This is a genomic window from Roseateles puraquae, from assembly GCF_002205845.1.
GTDB classification, from domain to species: Bacteria; Pseudomonadota; Gammaproteobacteria; order Burkholderiales; family Burkholderiaceae_C; genus Pelomonas; species Pelomonas puraquae.
The window spans coordinates 1-15,972 of record NZ_NISI01000016.1 but is presented as its reverse complement, the minus strand read 5'-3'; the positions used below and the strand labels follow the sequence as shown (position 1 = coordinate 15,972).

16 protein-coding genes are annotated in these 15,972 nt (G+C 68.4%); 13 read left to right on the top strand and 3 right to left on the bottom strand.

Going from position 1 to position 15,972, the window contains the following annotated elements; translation table 11 throughout:
• The first annotated feature begins 13 nt into the window (after positions 1 to 13).
• Both CDO81_RS24430 and CDO81_RS24425 read left to right on the top strand, forming a co-directional pair.
• Entirely contained in the window at positions 14 to 859 is an 846-nt protein-coding gene (locus CDO81_RS24430; RefSeq protein ID WP_088485870.1) for an HDOD domain-containing protein, read from the top strand.
• An 85-nt stretch (positions 860 to 944) separates the two neighbouring features.
• Positions 945 to 3,806, top strand: coding sequence for a DUF3857 domain-containing protein (locus CDO81_RS24425; protein WP_088485869.1), 2,862 nt, complete (start codon positions 945 to 947; stop codon positions 3,804 to 3,806).
• 129 nt (positions 3,807 to 3,935) lie between these two features.
• On the opposite strand, the gene CDO81_RS24420 is transcribed toward CDO81_RS24425, so the two are convergent.
• Positions 3,936 to 4,469, bottom strand: a complete 534-nt coding sequence (locus tag CDO81_RS24420) for a histidine phosphatase family protein (protein WP_158218415.1) — start codon at positions 4,467 to 4,469, stop codon at positions 3,936 to 3,938.
• 88 nt (positions 4,470 to 4,557) lie between these two features.
• Here CDO81_RS24420 and CDO81_RS24415 point away from each other — a divergent pair, with 88 nt between their 5' ends.
• From CDO81_RS24415 to CDO81_RS24390, 6 genes are read left to right on the top strand one after another with little or no spacing between them, the layout of a single operon-like run.
• Complete coding sequence (locus tag CDO81_RS24415; RefSeq protein WP_088485867.1) at positions 4,558 to 5,814, top strand: lipoprotein-releasing ABC transporter permease subunit; 1,257 nt, start codon at positions 4,558 to 4,560, stop codon at positions 5,812 to 5,814.
• Positions 5,807 to 6,499, top strand: coding sequence for a lipoprotein-releasing ABC transporter ATP-binding protein LolD (gene lolD, locus CDO81_RS24410; RefSeq protein WP_088485866.1), 693 nt, complete (start codon positions 5,807 to 5,809; stop codon positions 6,497 to 6,499). Before CDO81_RS24415 ends, lolD begins: the two co-directional genes overlap by 8 nt.
• Positions 6,496 to 7,350 (top strand): formyltetrahydrofolate deformylase, encoded by an 855-nt coding sequence (gene purU / locus CDO81_RS24405; RefSeq protein WP_088485865.1) that lies wholly within the window; start codon positions 6,496 to 6,498, stop codon positions 7,348 to 7,350. Before lolD ends, purU begins: the two co-directional genes overlap by 4 nt.
• Before the next feature lie 39 nt (positions 7,351 to 7,389).
• Entirely contained in the window at positions 7,390 to 7,626 is a 237-nt protein-coding gene (locus tag CDO81_RS24400) for a CopG family ribbon-helix-helix protein (protein WP_088485864.1), read from the top strand.
• Entirely contained in the window at positions 7,626 to 7,898 is a 273-nt protein-coding gene (locus tag CDO81_RS24395) for a type II toxin-antitoxin system RelE/ParE family toxin (protein WP_088485863.1), read from the top strand. Before CDO81_RS24400 ends, CDO81_RS24395 begins: the two co-directional genes overlap by 1 nt.
• A complete protein-coding gene (locus tag CDO81_RS24390) occupies positions 7,898 to 8,716 on the top strand; it encodes a TatD family hydrolase (RefSeq protein ID WP_088485862.1) in 819 nt (272 codons plus the stop codon). The genes CDO81_RS24395 and CDO81_RS24390 overlap by 1 nt, the downstream gene beginning before the upstream one ends.
• Here the strand turns inward: CDO81_RS24390 and CDO81_RS24385 are convergent.
• The gene (locus tag CDO81_RS24385) at positions 8,709 to 9,524 is read right to left on the bottom strand and encodes an MOSC domain-containing protein (protein WP_088485861.1); all 816 of its coding nucleotides are present in this window, start codon (positions 9,522 to 9,524) and stop codon (positions 8,709 to 8,711) included. The genes CDO81_RS24390 and CDO81_RS24385 overlap by 8 nt on opposite strands.
• 6 nt (positions 9,525 to 9,530) lie before the next feature.
• Positions 9,531 to 10,340: a mechanosensitive ion channel family protein gene (locus CDO81_RS24380; protein ID WP_088485950.1), complete on the bottom strand. Its 810-nt coding sequence runs from the start codon at positions 10,338 to 10,340 to the stop codon at positions 9,531 to 9,533.
• Between the two features lie 15 nt (positions 10,341 to 10,355).
• Between CDO81_RS24380 and CDO81_RS24375 the strand changes: the two genes are divergently transcribed.
• The 5 genes from CDO81_RS24375 (at position 10,356) to CDO81_RS24355 (ending at position 15,614) form a co-directional block, all read left to right on the top strand.
• Complete coding sequence (locus CDO81_RS24375; RefSeq protein WP_241517134.1) at positions 10,356 to 10,925, top strand: DNA-deoxyinosine glycosylase; 570 nt, start codon at positions 10,356 to 10,358, stop codon at positions 10,923 to 10,925.
• A 9-nt stretch (positions 10,926 to 10,934) separates the two neighbouring features.
• Positions 10,935 to 11,708, top strand: a complete 774-nt coding sequence (locus tag CDO81_RS24370; protein ID WP_088485859.1) for a spermine/spermidine synthase domain-containing protein — start codon at positions 10,935 to 10,937, stop codon at positions 11,706 to 11,708.
• A 13-nt stretch (positions 11,709 to 11,721) separates the two neighbouring features.
• Positions 11,722 to 13,506: a type IV pilus assembly ATPase TfpB gene (tfpB, locus tag CDO81_RS24365; protein ID WP_088485858.1), complete on the top strand. Its 1,785-nt coding sequence runs from the start codon at positions 11,722 to 11,724 to the stop codon at positions 13,504 to 13,506.
• Between the two features lie 123 nt (positions 13,507 to 13,629).
• On the top strand, positions 13,630 to 14,094 hold the full coding sequence (locus tag CDO81_RS24360) for a tripartite tricarboxylate transporter TctB family protein (protein WP_088485857.1): 465 nt from the start codon (positions 13,630 to 13,632) through the stop codon (positions 14,092 to 14,094).
• A gap of 8 nt (positions 14,095 to 14,102) precedes the next feature.
• Positions 14,103 to 15,614, top strand: a complete 1,512-nt coding sequence (locus CDO81_RS24355) for a tripartite tricarboxylate transporter permease (RefSeq protein ID WP_088485856.1) — start codon at positions 14,103 to 14,105, stop codon at positions 15,612 to 15,614.
• Positions 15,615 to 15,972 lie beyond the last annotated feature (358 nt).

Genomic DNA, 15,972 nt, shown 5'->3' with positions numbered 1-15,972 from the left:
CGGAGACCGGAAGATGAATGCAGCAGCGGAGCGATTCTTCGTCAAGCACAACGCCCTGCCGACGATGCCCGAAGTGGCGTCGCGGCTGCTCAAGAGCTTCGATGACGACAACGTCGGCCTGCCGCAGATCGCGGCCCTGATCGAGAAGGACTCGACGCTGGCCGCCAAGGTGCTGCGCCTGGCCAACTCCGCGCACTACAGCCCGTCGCACCAGATCGCCACCGTCGTGGACGCGGCGCATGCGCTGGGGCTGGAGACGCTGCGCAACCTGACGCTCGCGGCCTGCCTGAGCGGCGCCTTCCCCAGCGTGCAGGGGCTGGACCGCGCCACGTTCTGGCGCCACAGCGTCGCCACCGCCACCTACGCCCGCATCCTGTCGCGCCTGCTGGGCGTGGACGCGGGCCTGGCTGACACCGCCTACCTCGCCGGCCTGATGCTGCGCACCGGCCAGCTGCTGATGGCCATGGACCAGCCTCAACTGGTGGCCGACGTGGAGGCCCACGCGGCCGAGCCCGGCAGCCGGTTCTCGCTGGAAGAGCACCGCTTCGACTGCACCCATGCCGACGTGACGGCCGCGCTGGCCCGGCACTGGCATTTCCCTCAGGCCCTGGTCGACGCCTTCGGCCATGCCAACCGGCCGCTGGACACGCGGCCCTTCTCGCTGATCGCCGCAGTGCTCCACCTCGCCGAGGTGCTGGCCGATGCGGCCGAGCATCATGACGAGCCGGTCCATGCCCTGCAGGCGGCGGTGCCCGAGCTGATCCAGCATCTGCATCTGGACCTCGACCTGGAACTGCTGGCCACCCGCGTGGCCGCCGCGGGCGACCCGGCTGCCGAGGTCGCGCAGATGTTGCACTGAGCCCGCGCCGCCCCTCCCGCCCACGGTCTGACGCAGGCTGCGTCGGCACCGCACAATCGGGCCAGCACACGGGAGGTCACAAGACATGACATGGTGGCGAATCGGGCCAGCGTTGATGCTGGCCGCCGGTCTGGCGATGGCCCAGGCACCGGCACCCAAACCCTCCGCCAAGCCGGCGGCACGGCCTGCAGCGGCCAAGGCCGGTTTGCCGGCCTACCCCGCGGTGCCTGCTGACGCGGGCTATCGCTTCGGCGTACCGGCCGCCTGGGTCAAGCCGGCCCCGGCTGCGGAGCCCCAGGGAGCGCCGACCCCGGCGCCGGCGGGTCGTGCGCGGCGTGATCCCTTGGTTGACGTGCAGGTCCAGCTCGGACCGAAGTCGGCCACCGCGACCTACGTCCACCTGCAGCGCATCGCGCTCGACAGCTCGGTGCTGCGCGAGGTCGGCGAGCCGCAGATCCGCTTCAATCCGGCCTACCAGAAGCTGGTCATCCACCAGGTCGGCCTGGTGCGTGAAGGCCGGCGCGAGGACCGGTTGCGCGATGCGCGCATCGAGATGATGCGCCGCGAGCAGCAGCTGGAGCGCCAGATGATCGACGGCGTGCGCACGGCGTTGGTCGTGATCAGCGACGTGCGGGTGGGCGATATCGTCGATCTGGCCTACACCGTCGAGGGCGAGAACCCGATCTTCGAGGGTCGCTACTCCGACTTGTTCCAGCTGGCGTCCGACGCACCGGTGGACCGCCTGCACATCCGTGTCGAGTCGCCTGTCGATCGCCCACTGCAGGTGCGAACGCTCGCCTCCGACCTGGTGCCTGAGCAGTTCGAGGAGGGCGGCAAGCGGGTGATCCGGGTGCTGCGCGAACGCCTGGCCGCCGTGCCTGATGAGGCGGCCACGCCGCCCTGGTTCAAGGTCTACCCGGCCTTGCAGGTGACCGAGTACGCGAGCTGGGCCGAGGTGGACCAATGGGCCCAGCGCCTGTTCGCGACCGACAACCTGGCGCCGGCCGTGGCCAACAAGGCGGCCGAGCTGAAGGCGGCGGCAGCCACGCCCGAGCAGCAGGTGGCCCTGGCACTGCGCTTCGTGCAGGACGAGGTCCGGTACTTCTCGGCGTCGCTGGGGGAGAGTTCGCACCGGCCCAAGCCGGCGGCACGCACGCTGGCCGAGCGGCTCGGCGACTGCAAGGACAAGACGCTGCTGCTCAACAGCCTGCTGCAGGCCATGGGCCTGGACGCGCGGCCGGCCCTGGTGTCCATCGTGCGCAACCGCGGCGTCATGAACTATCTGCCGTCGCATGACCAGTTCGACCACGTGATCAGCCGTGTGGTGCTGGACGGCCGCACTTTCTATCTGGACTCCACGCTCAATGGCCAGGGGCTGTCCCTGCGTGGGCGCGGCTACTACGCTTATGGCGCGGCTTTGCCGGTCGGCCTGGGTGACGCCGGGCCGCAGCCGGTCGTCGTGCCGGAGTTTGCGCGGGACGCGCTGGCTTTCCAGCAGGACTGGGACTTCAGTCGCCTGGACCGCCCCGTGCGGCTGGACACGCGCCTGAAGGCCACGGGCCTGGCGGCCGAGTGGTGGCGTGCCCAGCATGCGGCGCTCGGCCTGGAGCGCCTGGCGGAGGCCTTGGGTGGTGCCTACGTGCGCCAGCTGCCCGGGCTGACCGGCACGGCGGCCCCGGAGGTTGTCGACAGCCGCGAGACCAACGAGTGGGAGCTCAAGCTGCATTTCGAGCACCCGGGACCGGGCCGCTATCTGCGCGGTTCGCTGGACCTGGAGTTCCCATCGGCCGAGCTGGTCGACAGCCTGCCCTTGCCGCAGGAAGCGCGCCGCCGCTACCCGTATCACCTGCAGGCGCCGCGCAGTGCGGAGCTGCGCGTCAAGGTGACCGGGCCGCAGCCCTTGAAGACGGCCGCACCCCCGCCCCAGCAGATCGCCGACCGGCATCTGGCCTTCAACAGCCGCGTGGAAGTGGACGGGGCCGTGGTCCAGTTCATCACGTCGGTGGAGCGGCGTGCCGACGAGGTGTTGCCGGGTGACCTGGACGCCTACCGCGATCGCGTGGGCCGCGCCCGTGCGACGCTGGGCAGCTACCGCATGCGCATGCCGCTGCTGGACTTCAAGGCAGCCGACCCGGGCTATGCCGAGATCGACCGCCGCCTGCTGAAGTTCCGCAGCGGCGCCCGGCCGGACGCGCTGTGGCAGCTGATGCAGCTCAACGAGTTCGTGCGCCTGATGGACACCCGTGTGATCGCTGCCGCCGATGGCCAAGGCCGGCTGGCCGGGCGGGCGCTGGCGGAGCGGGCCCTGGCCAACAACCAGCTCGGGCAGTTCGAGGACGCCCTGGCAGACGCGGACCGTGCCCTGGCGTTGCTGCCCGAGGGCGATGACGCTGGCGCGGCACTGGAGGCGCGGGGCGTGGCGCTGGTGGGGCTGGGCCGGCTGGAGGACGCGGTGGCGGTCTTTCAGCGGCAGGCGGAGCAGGGCAGTACTCGGGGCAGCTGGCTGGGCCTGACGCACTACCTGCTGGGCAACTTCGAGCGCGCTGAAGTCGTGCTGCGGGACAGTGCGGCGAATGCCAGTGGCGAGGCGCGCCACTTCACGCTGCTGTGGCTGTACCTGGCGGCCGAGCGCCAGGGCGGCCGAGGCAAGGCCGCCATCGCGGGCGACCTGGATGCCGCAGATGCGAGCCAATGGGGCGGTGCGCTGCTGCGCTACCTGGGCGGCAGCCTGGACCGCGATGGCCTGCTGAAGCTCGCGCGCGAGAAGCCCGAGACCGAGCGGTTGCGTCTGGCCGAGGCCTACTACTTCATCGGCCAGCAACTGGTGGCGCAGGGGCGCCGAGCCGACGCGCTGCCATGGTTCGAACGCACCGTCGCCACGCAGGCCGTGCCCTACCGCGAGTTCACCTTGGCACAGCGGGAGCTCAAGCGGGGCGGGGCGCCCTGATCAGTCCGTCGGCCCGGTGGCACTTCGCCGGTGCGGCCAGCCCGGCGCCGAGGTGAGGTGTCGCATGACATCTCCCTGAGTGTGTCGTCACATGCGGCCTTGTGAGCACGACCGGCGAGCCCCCGACCCTCAGAGGCAACCTGGTGTGGGCGGCTGCCCCGGCGCGCCGTAGCTCAAGCGCGCCCAGCCGCCCGGTGGCTGCCACAGGAAGAGGTGCTGGAAGCTGGTTTCGCACAGCTCGGCCAGCTTCGGCCCGCCGAGCGCGGCCAGCAGGGGTGTCACGGTGTTGCTGTGGCCCACAACGACCACCGTGCCGGACTGCGCCCGCACGGTGTCCGCCACCTGCTGTACATGGCCGGGCATGTCGCCCTTGCGGGTCTCGATGACTTGCGGCTGAAGGCCGAGCGCCTGGGCCAGCGGGGCAGCGGTGTCGCGGGTGCGGCGGTACTGCGTCGTGATGATGGTGCTGACGCGCAGCCCCTTGAGCGCGTCAGCCAGCGCCTGCGCCCGCTGGGCACCCTCGGGCGACAGCGCCGGGTCGTTGCCCGGTTCGGCGGCCTTCTCGGCATGCCGCACCAGGATGACGAGGTCAGGAGCCGCCAGGGCGGCCGGGGCCAGGCTTGTCAGCCAACCGGCCATGGCGAGGACGGACAAGGTCTTCATCGCAACTCCAGAAGGGCAGGAGCCCCATTGTGGACGGGGGCGGGCAGTTACCATGCCGGCCCCATGCTGCTCGCCTTTTGCCACGTCCATGTCGTTGCCGTTTGAACTCCAGGTCGGCTGGCGCTACACGCGCGCCGGCCGCGGCGGGCGGCGCAACCGCTTCATCAGTTTCATCTCGGGGGTGTCCATCCTGGGCATCGCGCTCGGGGTGGCCGCGCTGATCATCGTGCTGTCGGTGATGAACGGCTTCCAGCGCGAGGTGCGCGACCGCATGCTGGAGGTCATCGCCCACATCGAGCTGCTCGACTACAGCGGCCAGGCCCTGCCGGACTGGCAGGCCACGGCCACCAAGGCCCGCCAGAACCCGGCCGTCGTCGGCGCCGCGCCTTTCATCGCGAGTCAGAGCCTGATCGCCCGCGGGGACGCCTACAAGGGCGCCGTCATCCGCGGCATCTCGCCGGCGGACGAGGCCACGGTCACCGGCCTGGGTGCGGCACTGAAGGATGGTGCCTTTGCCAGGCTGCAGCCGGGCAGCTGGGGCATCGTGCTCGGCTCCGAACTCGCGCGTCAGTTGGACGTGCGCGAAGGCGACAAGATCACCGTGGTGGCCCCGGGCGGCCAGGTCACGCCTGCCGGCGTGGCCCCGCGGCTCAAGAGCTTCACGGTGGTCGGCACCTTCACGGCCGGCCATTACGAGTACGACTCGGGCCTGGCCCTGGTCAACATCGAAGACGCCGCGCGCCTGTACCGCACCGGCGGCCCGACGGGCGTGCAGCTCAAGCTGCGCGACGTGCACGAGGCCCGGCGCATCGCCGCCGAGCTGGCGCCCGTGATGGGCCCGGACATCCTGGTGCGCGACTGGACCCGCTCCAACGCCACCTGGTTTGATGCGGTGCAGGTCGAGAAGCGTCTGATGAGCATCATCCTGACCCTGATCGTCGCGGTCGCCGCCTTCAACCTCGTGTCGACGCTGGTCATGACCGTGACCGACAAGCAGAGCGACATCGCCATCCTGCGCACCCTGGGTGCGAGCCCGCGCTCCATCATGGGCATCTTCATCGTGCAGGGGGCAGTGTCGGGCGTCATCGGCACGCTCTCCGGCGTGGGCCTGGGCCTGCTGGTAGCCTGCAATATCGACGTCATCGTGCCGGCCATCGAGCGGCTGCTGAACGTCAGCTTCCTGCCGGGCAGCATCTACGTCATCACCAAGATGCCGAGCGACCCGCAGCAGGCCGACATCATTCCGATCGCGCTGGTGTCGCTGGCGCTGTCCTTCCTCGCCACGCTCTACCCGAGCTGGCGCGCCAGCCGCGTGCAGCCGGCGGAGGCGCTGCGCTATGAATGACCTGATCCTGAACGCCACCGGCCTGACCCGTCGTTTCAACGAGGGCGGCCTGGACGTGACCGTGCTCAAGGGCGTGGACCTGCGGGTCGCCCGCGGCGAGACCCTGGCCATCGTCGGGGCCTCCGGCTCCGGCAAGAGCACGCTGCTGCATCTGCTCGGCGGGCTGGATGCGCCGAGCCAGGGTGCCGTGCAACTGATGGGCCGCAAGCTGGAGGACATGGACGAGGCCGAGCGCGGCCGCTGGCGCAACCAGCACCTGGGGTTCGTCTACCAGTTCCACCACCTGCTGCCCGAGTTCAGCGCGCTCGACAACGTCGCCATGCCGCTGCGCATCCGGCGCCAGACACCGGTGCAGGCGCGGGCGACCGCGGCCGAGATGCTGGCCCGCGTCGGGCTGAAAGAGCGGCTGAATCACCGCCCAGGCGAGTTATCGGGCGGCGAGCGCCAGCGCGTCGCGATCGCGCGCGCGCTGGTGACCCGGCCGGCCTGCGTGCTGGCCGACGAGCCCACCGGCAACCTCGACCGTGACACCGCGGACGGCGTGTTCGCGCTGATGCTCGAATGTGCGCGCGAATCGGGCACGGCCTTCGTGCTCGTCACCCATGACCGCGACCTGGCGGCCCGCTGCGACCGGCAGCTGCGCCTGGTGGCGGGGCAGTTCCAGACTTCCGCCTCACCCGTATGACCCGCCGCTTCATCCTCAAACTCTCCTGCCCCGACCGCGCCGGCATCGTGCATGCCGTGACCGGCGTGTTGCTGCAGCAGGGGGGCAACATCCTGACCTCGCATCAACATGGCGACGCGGACCATGCGCGTTTCTTCATGCGCATCGAGTTCGAGGCCACGGCCGAAGAGGCGGCGCTGCAGGCCGCCTTTGAGCCCTTGGCCAACGAGTTCCGCATGGATTGGGAACTCGTCTCGCGTGAGCGCAAGACGCGCGTGCTGCTGCTGGTGTCCAAGCTGGGCCACTGCCTGAACGACCTGCTGTTCCGCGTGCAGACCGGGCATCTGCCGATCGAGATCCCGGCCATCGTGTCCAACCACCGCGACTTCTACCAACTCGCGGCCTCGCACAACATTCCCTTCCACCACTTCCCGCTGCTGGGCGGCACCGAGGCGCAGAAGGCGGCCCAGGAGGCCAAGATCCGCGAGGTGATCGCCGACAACCAGATCGACCTGGTGGTGCTGGCCCGCTACATGCAGATCCTGTCGCCCGAGCTGTGTCGCGAGCTGGCGGGCCGCGCGATCAACATTCACCACAGCTTCCTGCCGAGCTTCAAGGGCGCCAAGCCCTACCACCAGGCCTACGAGCGCGGCGTGAAGCTCATCGGCGCCACGGCCCACTATGTGACCAGCGACCTCGATGAAGGCCCGATCATCGAGCAGGAGGTCGCCCGCATCGACCACAGCATGCCGCCGGAGCAACTCGTGGGCATCGGCCGCGACATGGAATGCGTGGCCCTGGCGCGCGCCATCCAGTGGCATGCCGAGCACCGCGTGCTGCTGAACGGCAACCGCACGGTGGTGTTCCGCTGAAGTCCTAAACTCGGCGCCTGCGCTTTCGAGGAGTCACCCATGAGCAGCCGCACCCTGAGCATCGAACTGCCTGAGGCCGTGTTCTCGCAGGTGGACGCCCTGGCGCGGGACACCGCCCGCAGCCCGGCGCGGGTGGTGTCTGAAGCCTTGGAGCAGTTGTTGGCACTCGAGGCCTGGCAGGTCGAGGACATCAAGGCCGGCTTGCGGGAAGCGGAGACCGGCGAGTTCGCCAGCGAGGCCGAGGTGGCTGAGGTCTTCGCTCGCCACGGCGCCTGATGGCGATTCGGTGGACGCGCGGCGCGCTGCGCAATCTGCAGGATCTGCTGGCCTACATCGCTGCCGACAACCCGGGTCGGGCTGTGACATTCGCGCGGGAGCTCAAGGACAAGATCGAGTGCTTGGATGAGTTCCCTGGTCTGGGCCATGCGGGGCGCATGCCCGGCACGCGAGAACTCGTGTTGCACGCCAACTACCGGGTCATCTACCGGACGCATGCGGGCACCGTGCAGGTGTTGCGCATCCAGCACAACGCGATGCGCCCACGCTGATGTGGACCGACACCCACTGCCACCTCGACGCGGCCGAGTTCGACGCCGACCGTGAAGCCGTCGTCGCCCGCGCGCTGGCGGCGGGCGTGTCGCAGATCGTCATCCCGGCCGTCGAGCCGGCCAACTTCGATACCGTGCGCGGGCTGGCCGCGGCGCATGGTTTCAGCTATGCGCTGGGCATCCATCCGCTCTATGTGATGCGTGCGCCGGCCGACGCGCTGGCACAACTCGGCAAAGCCCTGCAAGCCCATCGCGACGACCCGCGCCTGGTGGCGGTGGGCGAGATCGGGCTGGATTTCTTCGTACCCGGCCTGGATGCCGACACCCAGCAGCGCTTCTATGTCGAGCAGCTCAAGCTCGCCCAGCGCGCCGGGTTGCCGGTGCTGCTGCATGTGCGCAAGAGTGCCGATCAGCTGCTGGCCGGCCTGCGCCGCGTGGGCTTCTCGCAGGGCGGCATCGTGCATGCGTTCAACGGCAGCGAGCAGCAGGCCCAGGCGTTCATCGCGTTGGGATTCAGGCTCGGCTTTGGCGGCACGCTGACCTTCGACCGGTCCCTGCAGATCCGCCGCATCGCTGCGGCCGTGCCCGAGTCGGCCCTGGTGCTGGAGACGGATGCACCCGACATCCCGCCGCAGTGGCTCTACAAGACGGCCGAGCAGCGGGCGGCCGAGCCGGGCCAGAGGCGCAATGAATCGGCCGAGCTGCCGCGCATTGCCGAGAGCCTGGCGGCGCTGCGCGGCTGGTCGCTGGCACAGACCGCCGCTGCCACGACGGCCAATGCTCACGCGGCGCTGCCGCGGTTGGCGGCGCTCAGATGAAGGCCAGTGCCACGCTGACGCGGTCGCCGAGGCGCAACGGCCCGGCGCCTGACGCGCTGACGTAGACGCCAAACTGCACCGGCGCGCCAGGCGCCCGTTGCTGGCTCAGCCGCGTCAGCGCCTCGAGTGCCGTGGCTTGGGGCTCGCCGGTGGTCGGGTCGACGGTGGTCATCAGGCAGCGCTCGCACACGCCGATGCGCCGCAGGGTCAGCGCGCCGACCTGTGCTTCGGTGATGAGGTCCTCGATGAAGGGTGTGAGCGGCTCGCCGTCCTCGGCGGTCAGCACCAGATTCGGCCGGGCGCGCTCGGTGAGCCGGTCCAGCGCCGGCGTGAGGGCCTCGCGCCAGGCCTGCAGCGAGCCATCGCCGAGCAGGTGCAGGGCGTTCAGCATCGGGCGGCGGCGTGCGGGCAGGCTCAGTCGCACCAGGCGCAGCGGTGCGCCCGTGGCCGCGTGCAGCAGGTCGGCTGCGGCATCGCCGGCATCCCAGGCTTGCAGCAGGTCGAAGTCTTGGCGCTGTCCATTCCAGCCACGGGCGGTGATGGCGGTGCCGCCGTCCAGCGGCACGGCCAATCGGGCGTCGGGTGTGGTGAGCCACAGATGGTCTGCCTTCAAGGCCGCTTGCACTCGCGCGAGCCGCGGATGGGCGCCCATCCAGGTCAGTTCGCCAGCGGCGTCGACGACGCCCCACTCGCGGTTACCCACCGGCCAACCGCCGTCGTCGAGCACCAGTTCGTCGACAGCCTCCCCTGCGCAGGACTTGACTGGGTAGCGCCAGAGCGCCGCGATGCGGGCGGTGAGGTCGGCCATATCGTCTCAGCGGTTGCGGGGGGCGATGGGCGTTTCGGGCACCGGGTAGCCAGCGGCGCCGAAGGTGGTGACGATGGCCTTGTGCACGTCAAAGTAGACCTGCCAGTAGTGATCGGTATGGCAGTAGGGCCGCACGCAGAGCAGCGGGCCTTCGGGCGTGAACTGCAGGATCTCGATGTCGGGGGCCGGGGTCTTGAGCACGTTTTGAATGTCGGCGATGACCGGGCGCAGCTTCTCGATGGCCTCGTGCGGGTCCACACTGTTGGCGACCTTGGCGGTGCAGTCCACGCGGCGGTGGGGCAGGGCGGAGTAGTTCTGGATGGAGCCGCTGAAGATGGTGTTGTTGCCCACCAGGGTGTGCACGTTGTCCGGTGTGGTGATGGAGGTGCCGAAGAGCCCGATCTCGGTCACGGTGCCGGTCACGCCGCCGGCCTGCACGAAATCACCCACCTTGAAGGGCCGCAGCACCTGCATGAACACGCCCGCCGCGAAATGCGTCAGCAGGCCGCCCCATGCCGTGCCGATGGCCAGGCCCGCGCCGGCCAGCAACGCGGCGAAGGAGGTGGTCTTGACGCCGAAGATGTCGAGGATCGCCAGGATCAGCACCAGGTTGAGCAGCACGCTCAGGATGGAGCGCAAATAGGTGGCGAGCGTGGAATCGATGCGCCGGCCCCGGTCCAACGCCGCAGAGAACACGCGCAGGGCCAGGCTGATCAGCCAGCGCCCCACCACCCAGGCCGCAATCGCGGCGAGCACCTTGAGCCCGAAATCCACCCCCTGGGTGCTGAGAAACTGCCAGATCGCTTCGGTGTTCAGCATGATGTTCCTCCCGTGAAGACACGCGCATCCTCTCAGCCTGCCCGCCCGGCTGCCAATCCCCCTGAGCCCGAGGTGCAGCAGCAGCTCGTGGGCCTGGCGCCGGTGTTCGACGCCGGCGCTCGGCTGCTGGTGCTGGGCAGTTTCCCGGGCGCCGCCTCGCTGCAGGCGGCCCAGTACTACGCGCATCCGCGCAATGCCTTCTGGCCGGTGATGGCGGCGCTCACCGGCGAGCCTGGCTTGCCGGCGCTGGCGTATGCGGACCGGCTGGCCACGCTGAAGCATCACCACATCGCGCTGTGGGACGCCGTGGCCGCCTGTCACCGCGAAGGCAGCCTCGACACCGCCATCCAGGCCGCCGTGCCCAGCGACGTGGCGGCGCTCGTGGCGCAGCTGCCGGCCTTGCGGGCCATCGCCTGCAATGGGGCGCTGGCGTATCGCCAGACGGTGGCCGCGCTCGGTGAGGTCGGGCTGCCCGTGCTGCAGCTGCCTTCGACCAGTCCGGCGCATGCCGGCCTCAGCCAGGCCGACAAGATCGAGGCATGGCGCACCGCACTGGCGCCTTACCTGTCCGCCTGCCTCTAGGATGCACGCATGACCGCGAAGAAACAGACCTGGGGACCGGCGACGCTGAGCGAATTCGACGGCGTTCGCTTCCTGCACCTGGATTCCATCTGGGTGCAGGGCGCGATGCGCATCCGCAAGCCCGATCAGCTGGAGCTGGAGTACATCCAGCGCATGTGCGCCTGGATGCTGTGGCGGGACCCGAACGCGCTGGCCGAGGGCCATGCAGTGCAGCTCGGCCTGGGTGCGGCAGCGCTGACACGCTTTTGCCACGGGCAGCTCAAGATGCGCACGACGGCGGTGGAGATCAACCCGGAGGTGATCGCCGCCTGCCGCCAGTGGTTCCGCCTGCCTGCCAACGATACGCGCCTGACCGTGGTCAATGCCGATGCGGCTGCCTGGGTGACGGACGACGCGCACCTGCAGACCGTCGATGTGCTCAACGTCGACCTCTACGACCATGACGCGGCGGCGCCGGTGCTCGACGACGAAGACTTTTACCGCGCCTGCCGCGGTGTGCTGGCCGACGGCGGCCTGATGACGGTGAACCTGTTCGGGCGCAGCGCCAGCTTTGCTCGCAGCGCGCTGCGCATTGCGCGGGCCTTCGGGTCCGATCAGGTCTGGAGCTTGGCGCCCACCAAGGAAGGCAACACGGTGGTGGTGGCCGGCCGCGGTGTGCAGGTGCCGCACCGCGAGGTGCTGGAGCAGCGCGCGGCTACCATCGAATCGCGTGTCAAGTTACCGGCCCGCAAGTGGCTGCGTCTGGTGCGCCCACTGCCGATGAGCATACTCACCGCCATCTGACCCGAGCTGCGCGATGTCCACCTCCAAGTCCAAGCCCGCGGCCCCTGCCGCCAAGACCGATGGCCGTCTGGAATGGCGTGCCCTGCTGCACTGGCTGCTGGAAGACGGCCTGATCGACGAAGGCCAGGTGCAGCGCACCGAGCAGCGCTTCGCGGCGGGTGACAGTGCCCTGCATCCGCTGGTGCGACTGGGCCATGCGAGCCTCGTTCGCCTGTCCACCGGCAAGCCGCTGGACGTGGATGCACTCAGTGAATGGCTGGCCGTGCGCGCGCGACTGCCTTATCTGCGCATCGACCCGCTGAAGGTCGATGTGGGCCGCGTGGGTGACGTGATGTCCATCGGCTATGCCGAGGCGAAGCGCTGCCTGCCGGTGCAGTTCGGCGTGAACGACGTGACGATCGCGACCTCGGAGCCCTTCGACACCAGCTGGGTCGCGCAGATCGAATCGCATGTGCGCAAGCCGATCAAGATGGTGGTGGCCAACCCGCTGGACATCGCGCGCTACACGACCGAGTTCTTCACGCTCGCCCGCTCCGTGCGCGCTGCGGCGAAGGCAGGTGAGCAGAGCCAGGTGGCGAGCTTCGAGCAGTTGGTGGAGCTCGGCCGCAACAACAAGCAGCTCGACGCCAACGACCAGGGCGTGGTGCAGGTGGTCGACTGGCTGTGGCAATACGCCTTCGACCAGCGAGCCTCCGACATTCACCTGGAGCCGCGCCGCGAGATGGGCGTCATCCGCTTCCGGATCGACGGTGTGTTGCACACGGTCTACCAGCTGCCGCCGACGGTGATGGCGGCCATGACGTCGCGCATCAAGCTGCTGGGCCGCATGGATGTGGTCGAGAAGCGCCGGCCGCTGGATGGCCGCATCAAGACGCGCAACCCTGCGGGCGACGAAGTGGAAATGCGCTTGTCCACGCTGCCCACGGCCTTCGGCGAGAAGATGGTGATGCGCATCTTCGACCCCGACACCGCGGTCAAGGACCTGGCTTCGCTGGGCTTTGGCCAGCATGACTCCGACCGCTGGGAGTCCCTGGTCAAACAGCCGCACGGCATCATCCTCGTGACCGGCCCGACCGGCAGCGGCAAGACCACGACGCTTTATTCCACGCTGAAGCGGCTGGCGACGGATGAGGTCAATGTCTGCACGATTGAAGACCCGATCGAGATGATCGAGCCGGCCTTCAACCAGACCCAGGTGCAGAACGTGCTGGACTTCGGTTTCGCCGAGGGACTGCGCGCGCTGATGCGCCAGGACCCGGACATCATCATGGTCGGCGAAATCCGCGACCTGGAGACGGCCGAGATGGCCATCCAGGCGGCGCTGACGGGTCACCTGGTGTTCAGCACCCTGCACACCAATGACTCGGTGTCTGCCATCACGCGCTTGATGGACCTGGGCGTGCCCTCCTACTTGATCAGCGCGACCGTCATCGGCGTGCTGGCCCAGCGCCTGGTGCGCACGCTCTGCCCGCACTGCAAGCAGCCCGACCCGCTGGTGACGCGCGAGAGCCTGAACGACCTGGTGAAGCACTGGCGCATCGGCGGCGGGGTCAAGCCCTACAAGCCGGTGGGTTGCCTGGAGTGCCGCAACACCGGCTTCCGCGGTCGGGCTGGCTTGTATGAGCTGCTGACCGTGAGCGAGAACGTCAAGTCATCCTTGGGCGACCTTCCCCTGTTGCGACGTCATGCGGTGCAGGAAGGCCTGCGCCCCCTGCGCTTGGCTGGCGCGATGAAGATCGCCGAGGGGGCGACGACCGTGGAGGAAGTGCTGCGCAGTACGCCCGCCTGGGAAGGCTGAACGCAAGCTGACGACAGGCTTGCTGGGGCTTACGTGTAATCCACAGGCGGGGGGACTTGGGCCCACTGCCAGAATCGCCGCCAATCGAGCGGGCCATGGGGCCCGCCCTGGAGGCGACAAGCAATGAAGATCAAAAGCCAGCGGGACTTTGTGTCCGGGCTGCTGTTTCTCGTGGTGGGCGTGGCGTTCGCCTGGGGGGCCACCGAGTACTCCTTCGGCACCTCCGCGCGGCCCGGGCCCGGCTACTTCCCTTTCGGTCTTGGCATCCTGCTCGCCCTGCTGGGTGCGCTGGTGCTGTTCAAGGCGCTCACGCTGGAGTCCGAAGGTGGTGATCCGATTGGCGACATCGCATGGCGGCCCCTGCTGATCATCGTGGCCGCGGTCGCAGTGTTCGGGCTGGCGCTGCCGCGGCTGGGCTTGATCGTGACGCTGCCGCTGCTCATCACGCTGTCGGCCTTGGCCAGCAAGGAGTTCCATTGGCGTGACGTGCTGATCAGCTCCGTGGTGCTGACGGCTGGCAGCTGGGCGCTGTTCATCCTGGGGCTGAAGCTGACCATTCCGGTCTGGCCCGTGTTCATCAACGGCTGAGGCGCATCATGGATCTGTTGAACAACCTCGGCCTCGGTTTCCAGACGGCCCTGTCGCTGCAGAACCTGGCGTATGCCTTTTTCGGCGCGATCCTGGGCACGCTCATCGGCGTCCTGCCTGGCCTCGGCCCCGTGGCGACGATCGCCATGCTGCTGCCGTCCATCTATACGCTGGATGCCACACCGGCACTCATCATGCTGGCCGGCATCTATTACGGCGCGCAATACGGGGGCTCGACGACGGCCATCTTGATCAACGTGCCGGGTGAGTCCAGCTCGGTGGTCACCGCCATCGACGGCTACCAGATGGCACGGCGCGGGCGGGCGGGTGCGGCACTGGCCGCGGCAGGCCTTGGCAGCTTCTTCGCGGGCTGTGTGGGCACCATCATCATCGCGGCCTTTGCGCCACCGCTGACTGAGCTGGCCTTCAAGTTCGGCTCGGCCGAATACTTCTCGCTGATGGTGTTGGGTTTGGTGGGCGCCGTCGTGCTGGCGTCGGGCTCGCTGATCAAGGCGATCGCGATGATCGTGCTTGGGCTGCTGCTGGGCCAGATCAACACGGACGTGATCACCGGCACCGCGCGCTTCTCCTTTGACATTCCGGAGCTGACGGACGGTATCGGCTTCGTCGTGATCGCGATGGGCGTCTTCGGTTTCGGCGAGATCATCGCCAACCTGGGCCAGCCGGAAGAGCAGCGCGAGGTCTTCACCAAGGAAGTGAAGGGCCTGTGGCCAACACGCGAGGACTTCAAGGAAGCCTGGCCGTCCGTGCTGCGCGGCACGGCGCTAGGCTCCATCCTGGGTGTGCTGCCGGGCGGCGGTGCGCTGCTGGCGTCCTTTGCGTCCTACACGCTCGAGAAGAAGGTGGCGCGCAATCCGCGTGTGCCATTCGGCAAGGGCGCCATCCAGGGCGTGGCCGGGCCTGAAAGCGCCAACAACGCGGGCGCACAGACGTCCTTCATCCCGATGCTGACACTGGGCATCCCGCCCAATGCGGTGATGGCGCTGATGGTCGGCGCGATGACGATCAAGGGCATTCAGCCGGGCCCGCAGGTCATGACGAGCAACCCGGAGCTGTTCTGGGGCCTGATCGCATCCATGTGGATCGGCAACCTGATGTTGATCGTGCTGAACCTGCCGCTGATCGGCATCTGGATCAAGCTGCTCACGGTGCCCTACCGCTTCTTGTTCCCGGCCATCGTGGTGTTCTGCTGCATTGGCACCTACTCGCTCAACAACAACAGCTTCGACGTCTACCTCACGGCCGGCTTCGCGCTGCTGGGTTATGCGTTCTACAAACTCAGTTGCGAACCGGCGCCGCTGCTGCTCGGCTTCATCCTCGGCCCGATGATGGAAGAGAACCTGCGACGGGCACTGCTGTTGGCTCGGGGCGACTGGAGCACCTTCCTGACGCGGCCACTGTCCGCCGGCCTGCTCATCGCGGCGGCGTTGATGATCGTGGTGGTGATGCTGCCGTCCATCAAGAGCAAGCGGGAAGAGGCTTTCCAGGAGGAGGGCTGAGACAATCGCTCACGGTGGGCTGCCCCTGGGCCACTCTCTATCAGTAGTGAGGCGACGGCGAGCGCGCGATGCCTCTATAGAGAGTGGTGAGGGCGGTACGTGTGCTGCCTTCAAAGAGATTTCTGCAAATCTCTTGCCCTCTCGAAAAAAGCTGTGCTACAGTCGTGGGCTTCGCTGATCACAAAGCGCAGCGCAAACCGGAAACGGTAGCGCGGTGAGTTGAGGTTGGTGGCCAAGCCGAAAGGTTTGGGGCGGGCTGGAGAGTTCGTTGGGTGCTTGAAGATCTTGAAGACGCTGTCTGAAAGAAATTTTCAAAAAGTACTTGACGACACTGCGAAAGCAGATCAAAATCTCGCCT

Coding starts and splice junctions, on each gene's coding strand:
- CDO81_RS24430 (WP_088485870.1), top strand. CDS start 14: ATGAATGCAGCAGCGGAGCGATTCTTCGTCAAGCACAACGCCCTGCCG.
- CDO81_RS24425 (WP_088485869.1), top strand. CDS start 945: ATGACATGGTGGCGAATCGGGCCAGCGTTGATGCTGGCCGCCGGTCTG.
- CDO81_RS24420 (WP_158218415.1), bottom strand. CDS start 4,469: ATGAAGACCTTGTCCGTCCTCGCCATGGCCGGTTGGCTGACAAGCCTG.
- CDO81_RS24415 (WP_088485867.1), top strand. CDS start 4,558: ATGTCGTTGCCGTTTGAACTCCAGGTCGGCTGGCGCTACACGCGCGCC.
- lolD (WP_088485866.1), top strand. CDS start 5,807: ATGAATGACCTGATCCTGAACGCCACCGGCCTGACCCGTCGTTTCAAC.
- purU (WP_088485865.1), top strand. CDS start 6,496: ATGACCCGCCGCTTCATCCTCAAACTCTCCTGCCCCGACCGCGCCGGC.
- CDO81_RS24400 (WP_088485864.1), top strand. CDS start 7,390: ATGAGCAGCCGCACCCTGAGCATCGAACTGCCTGAGGCCGTGTTCTCG.
- CDO81_RS24395 (WP_088485863.1), top strand. CDS start 7,626: ATGGCGATTCGGTGGACGCGCGGCGCGCTGCGCAATCTGCAGGATCTG.
- CDO81_RS24390 (WP_088485862.1), top strand. CDS start 7,898: ATGTGGACCGACACCCACTGCCACCTCGACGCGGCCGAGTTCGACGCC.
- CDO81_RS24385 (WP_088485861.1), bottom strand. CDS start 9,524: ATGGCCGACCTCACCGCCCGCATCGCGGCGCTCTGGCGCTACCCAGTC.
- CDO81_RS24370 (WP_088485859.1), top strand. CDS start 10,935: ATGACCGCGAAGAAACAGACCTGGGGACCGGCGACGCTGAGCGAATTC.
- tfpB (WP_088485858.1), top strand. CDS start 11,722: ATGTCCACCTCCAAGTCCAAGCCCGCGGCCCCTGCCGCCAAGACCGAT.
- CDO81_RS24360 (WP_088485857.1), top strand. CDS start 13,630: ATGAAGATCAAAAGCCAGCGGGACTTTGTGTCCGGGCTGCTGTTTCTC.
- CDO81_RS24355 (WP_088485856.1), top strand. CDS start 14,103: ATGGATCTGTTGAACAACCTCGGCCTCGGTTTCCAGACGGCCCTGTCG.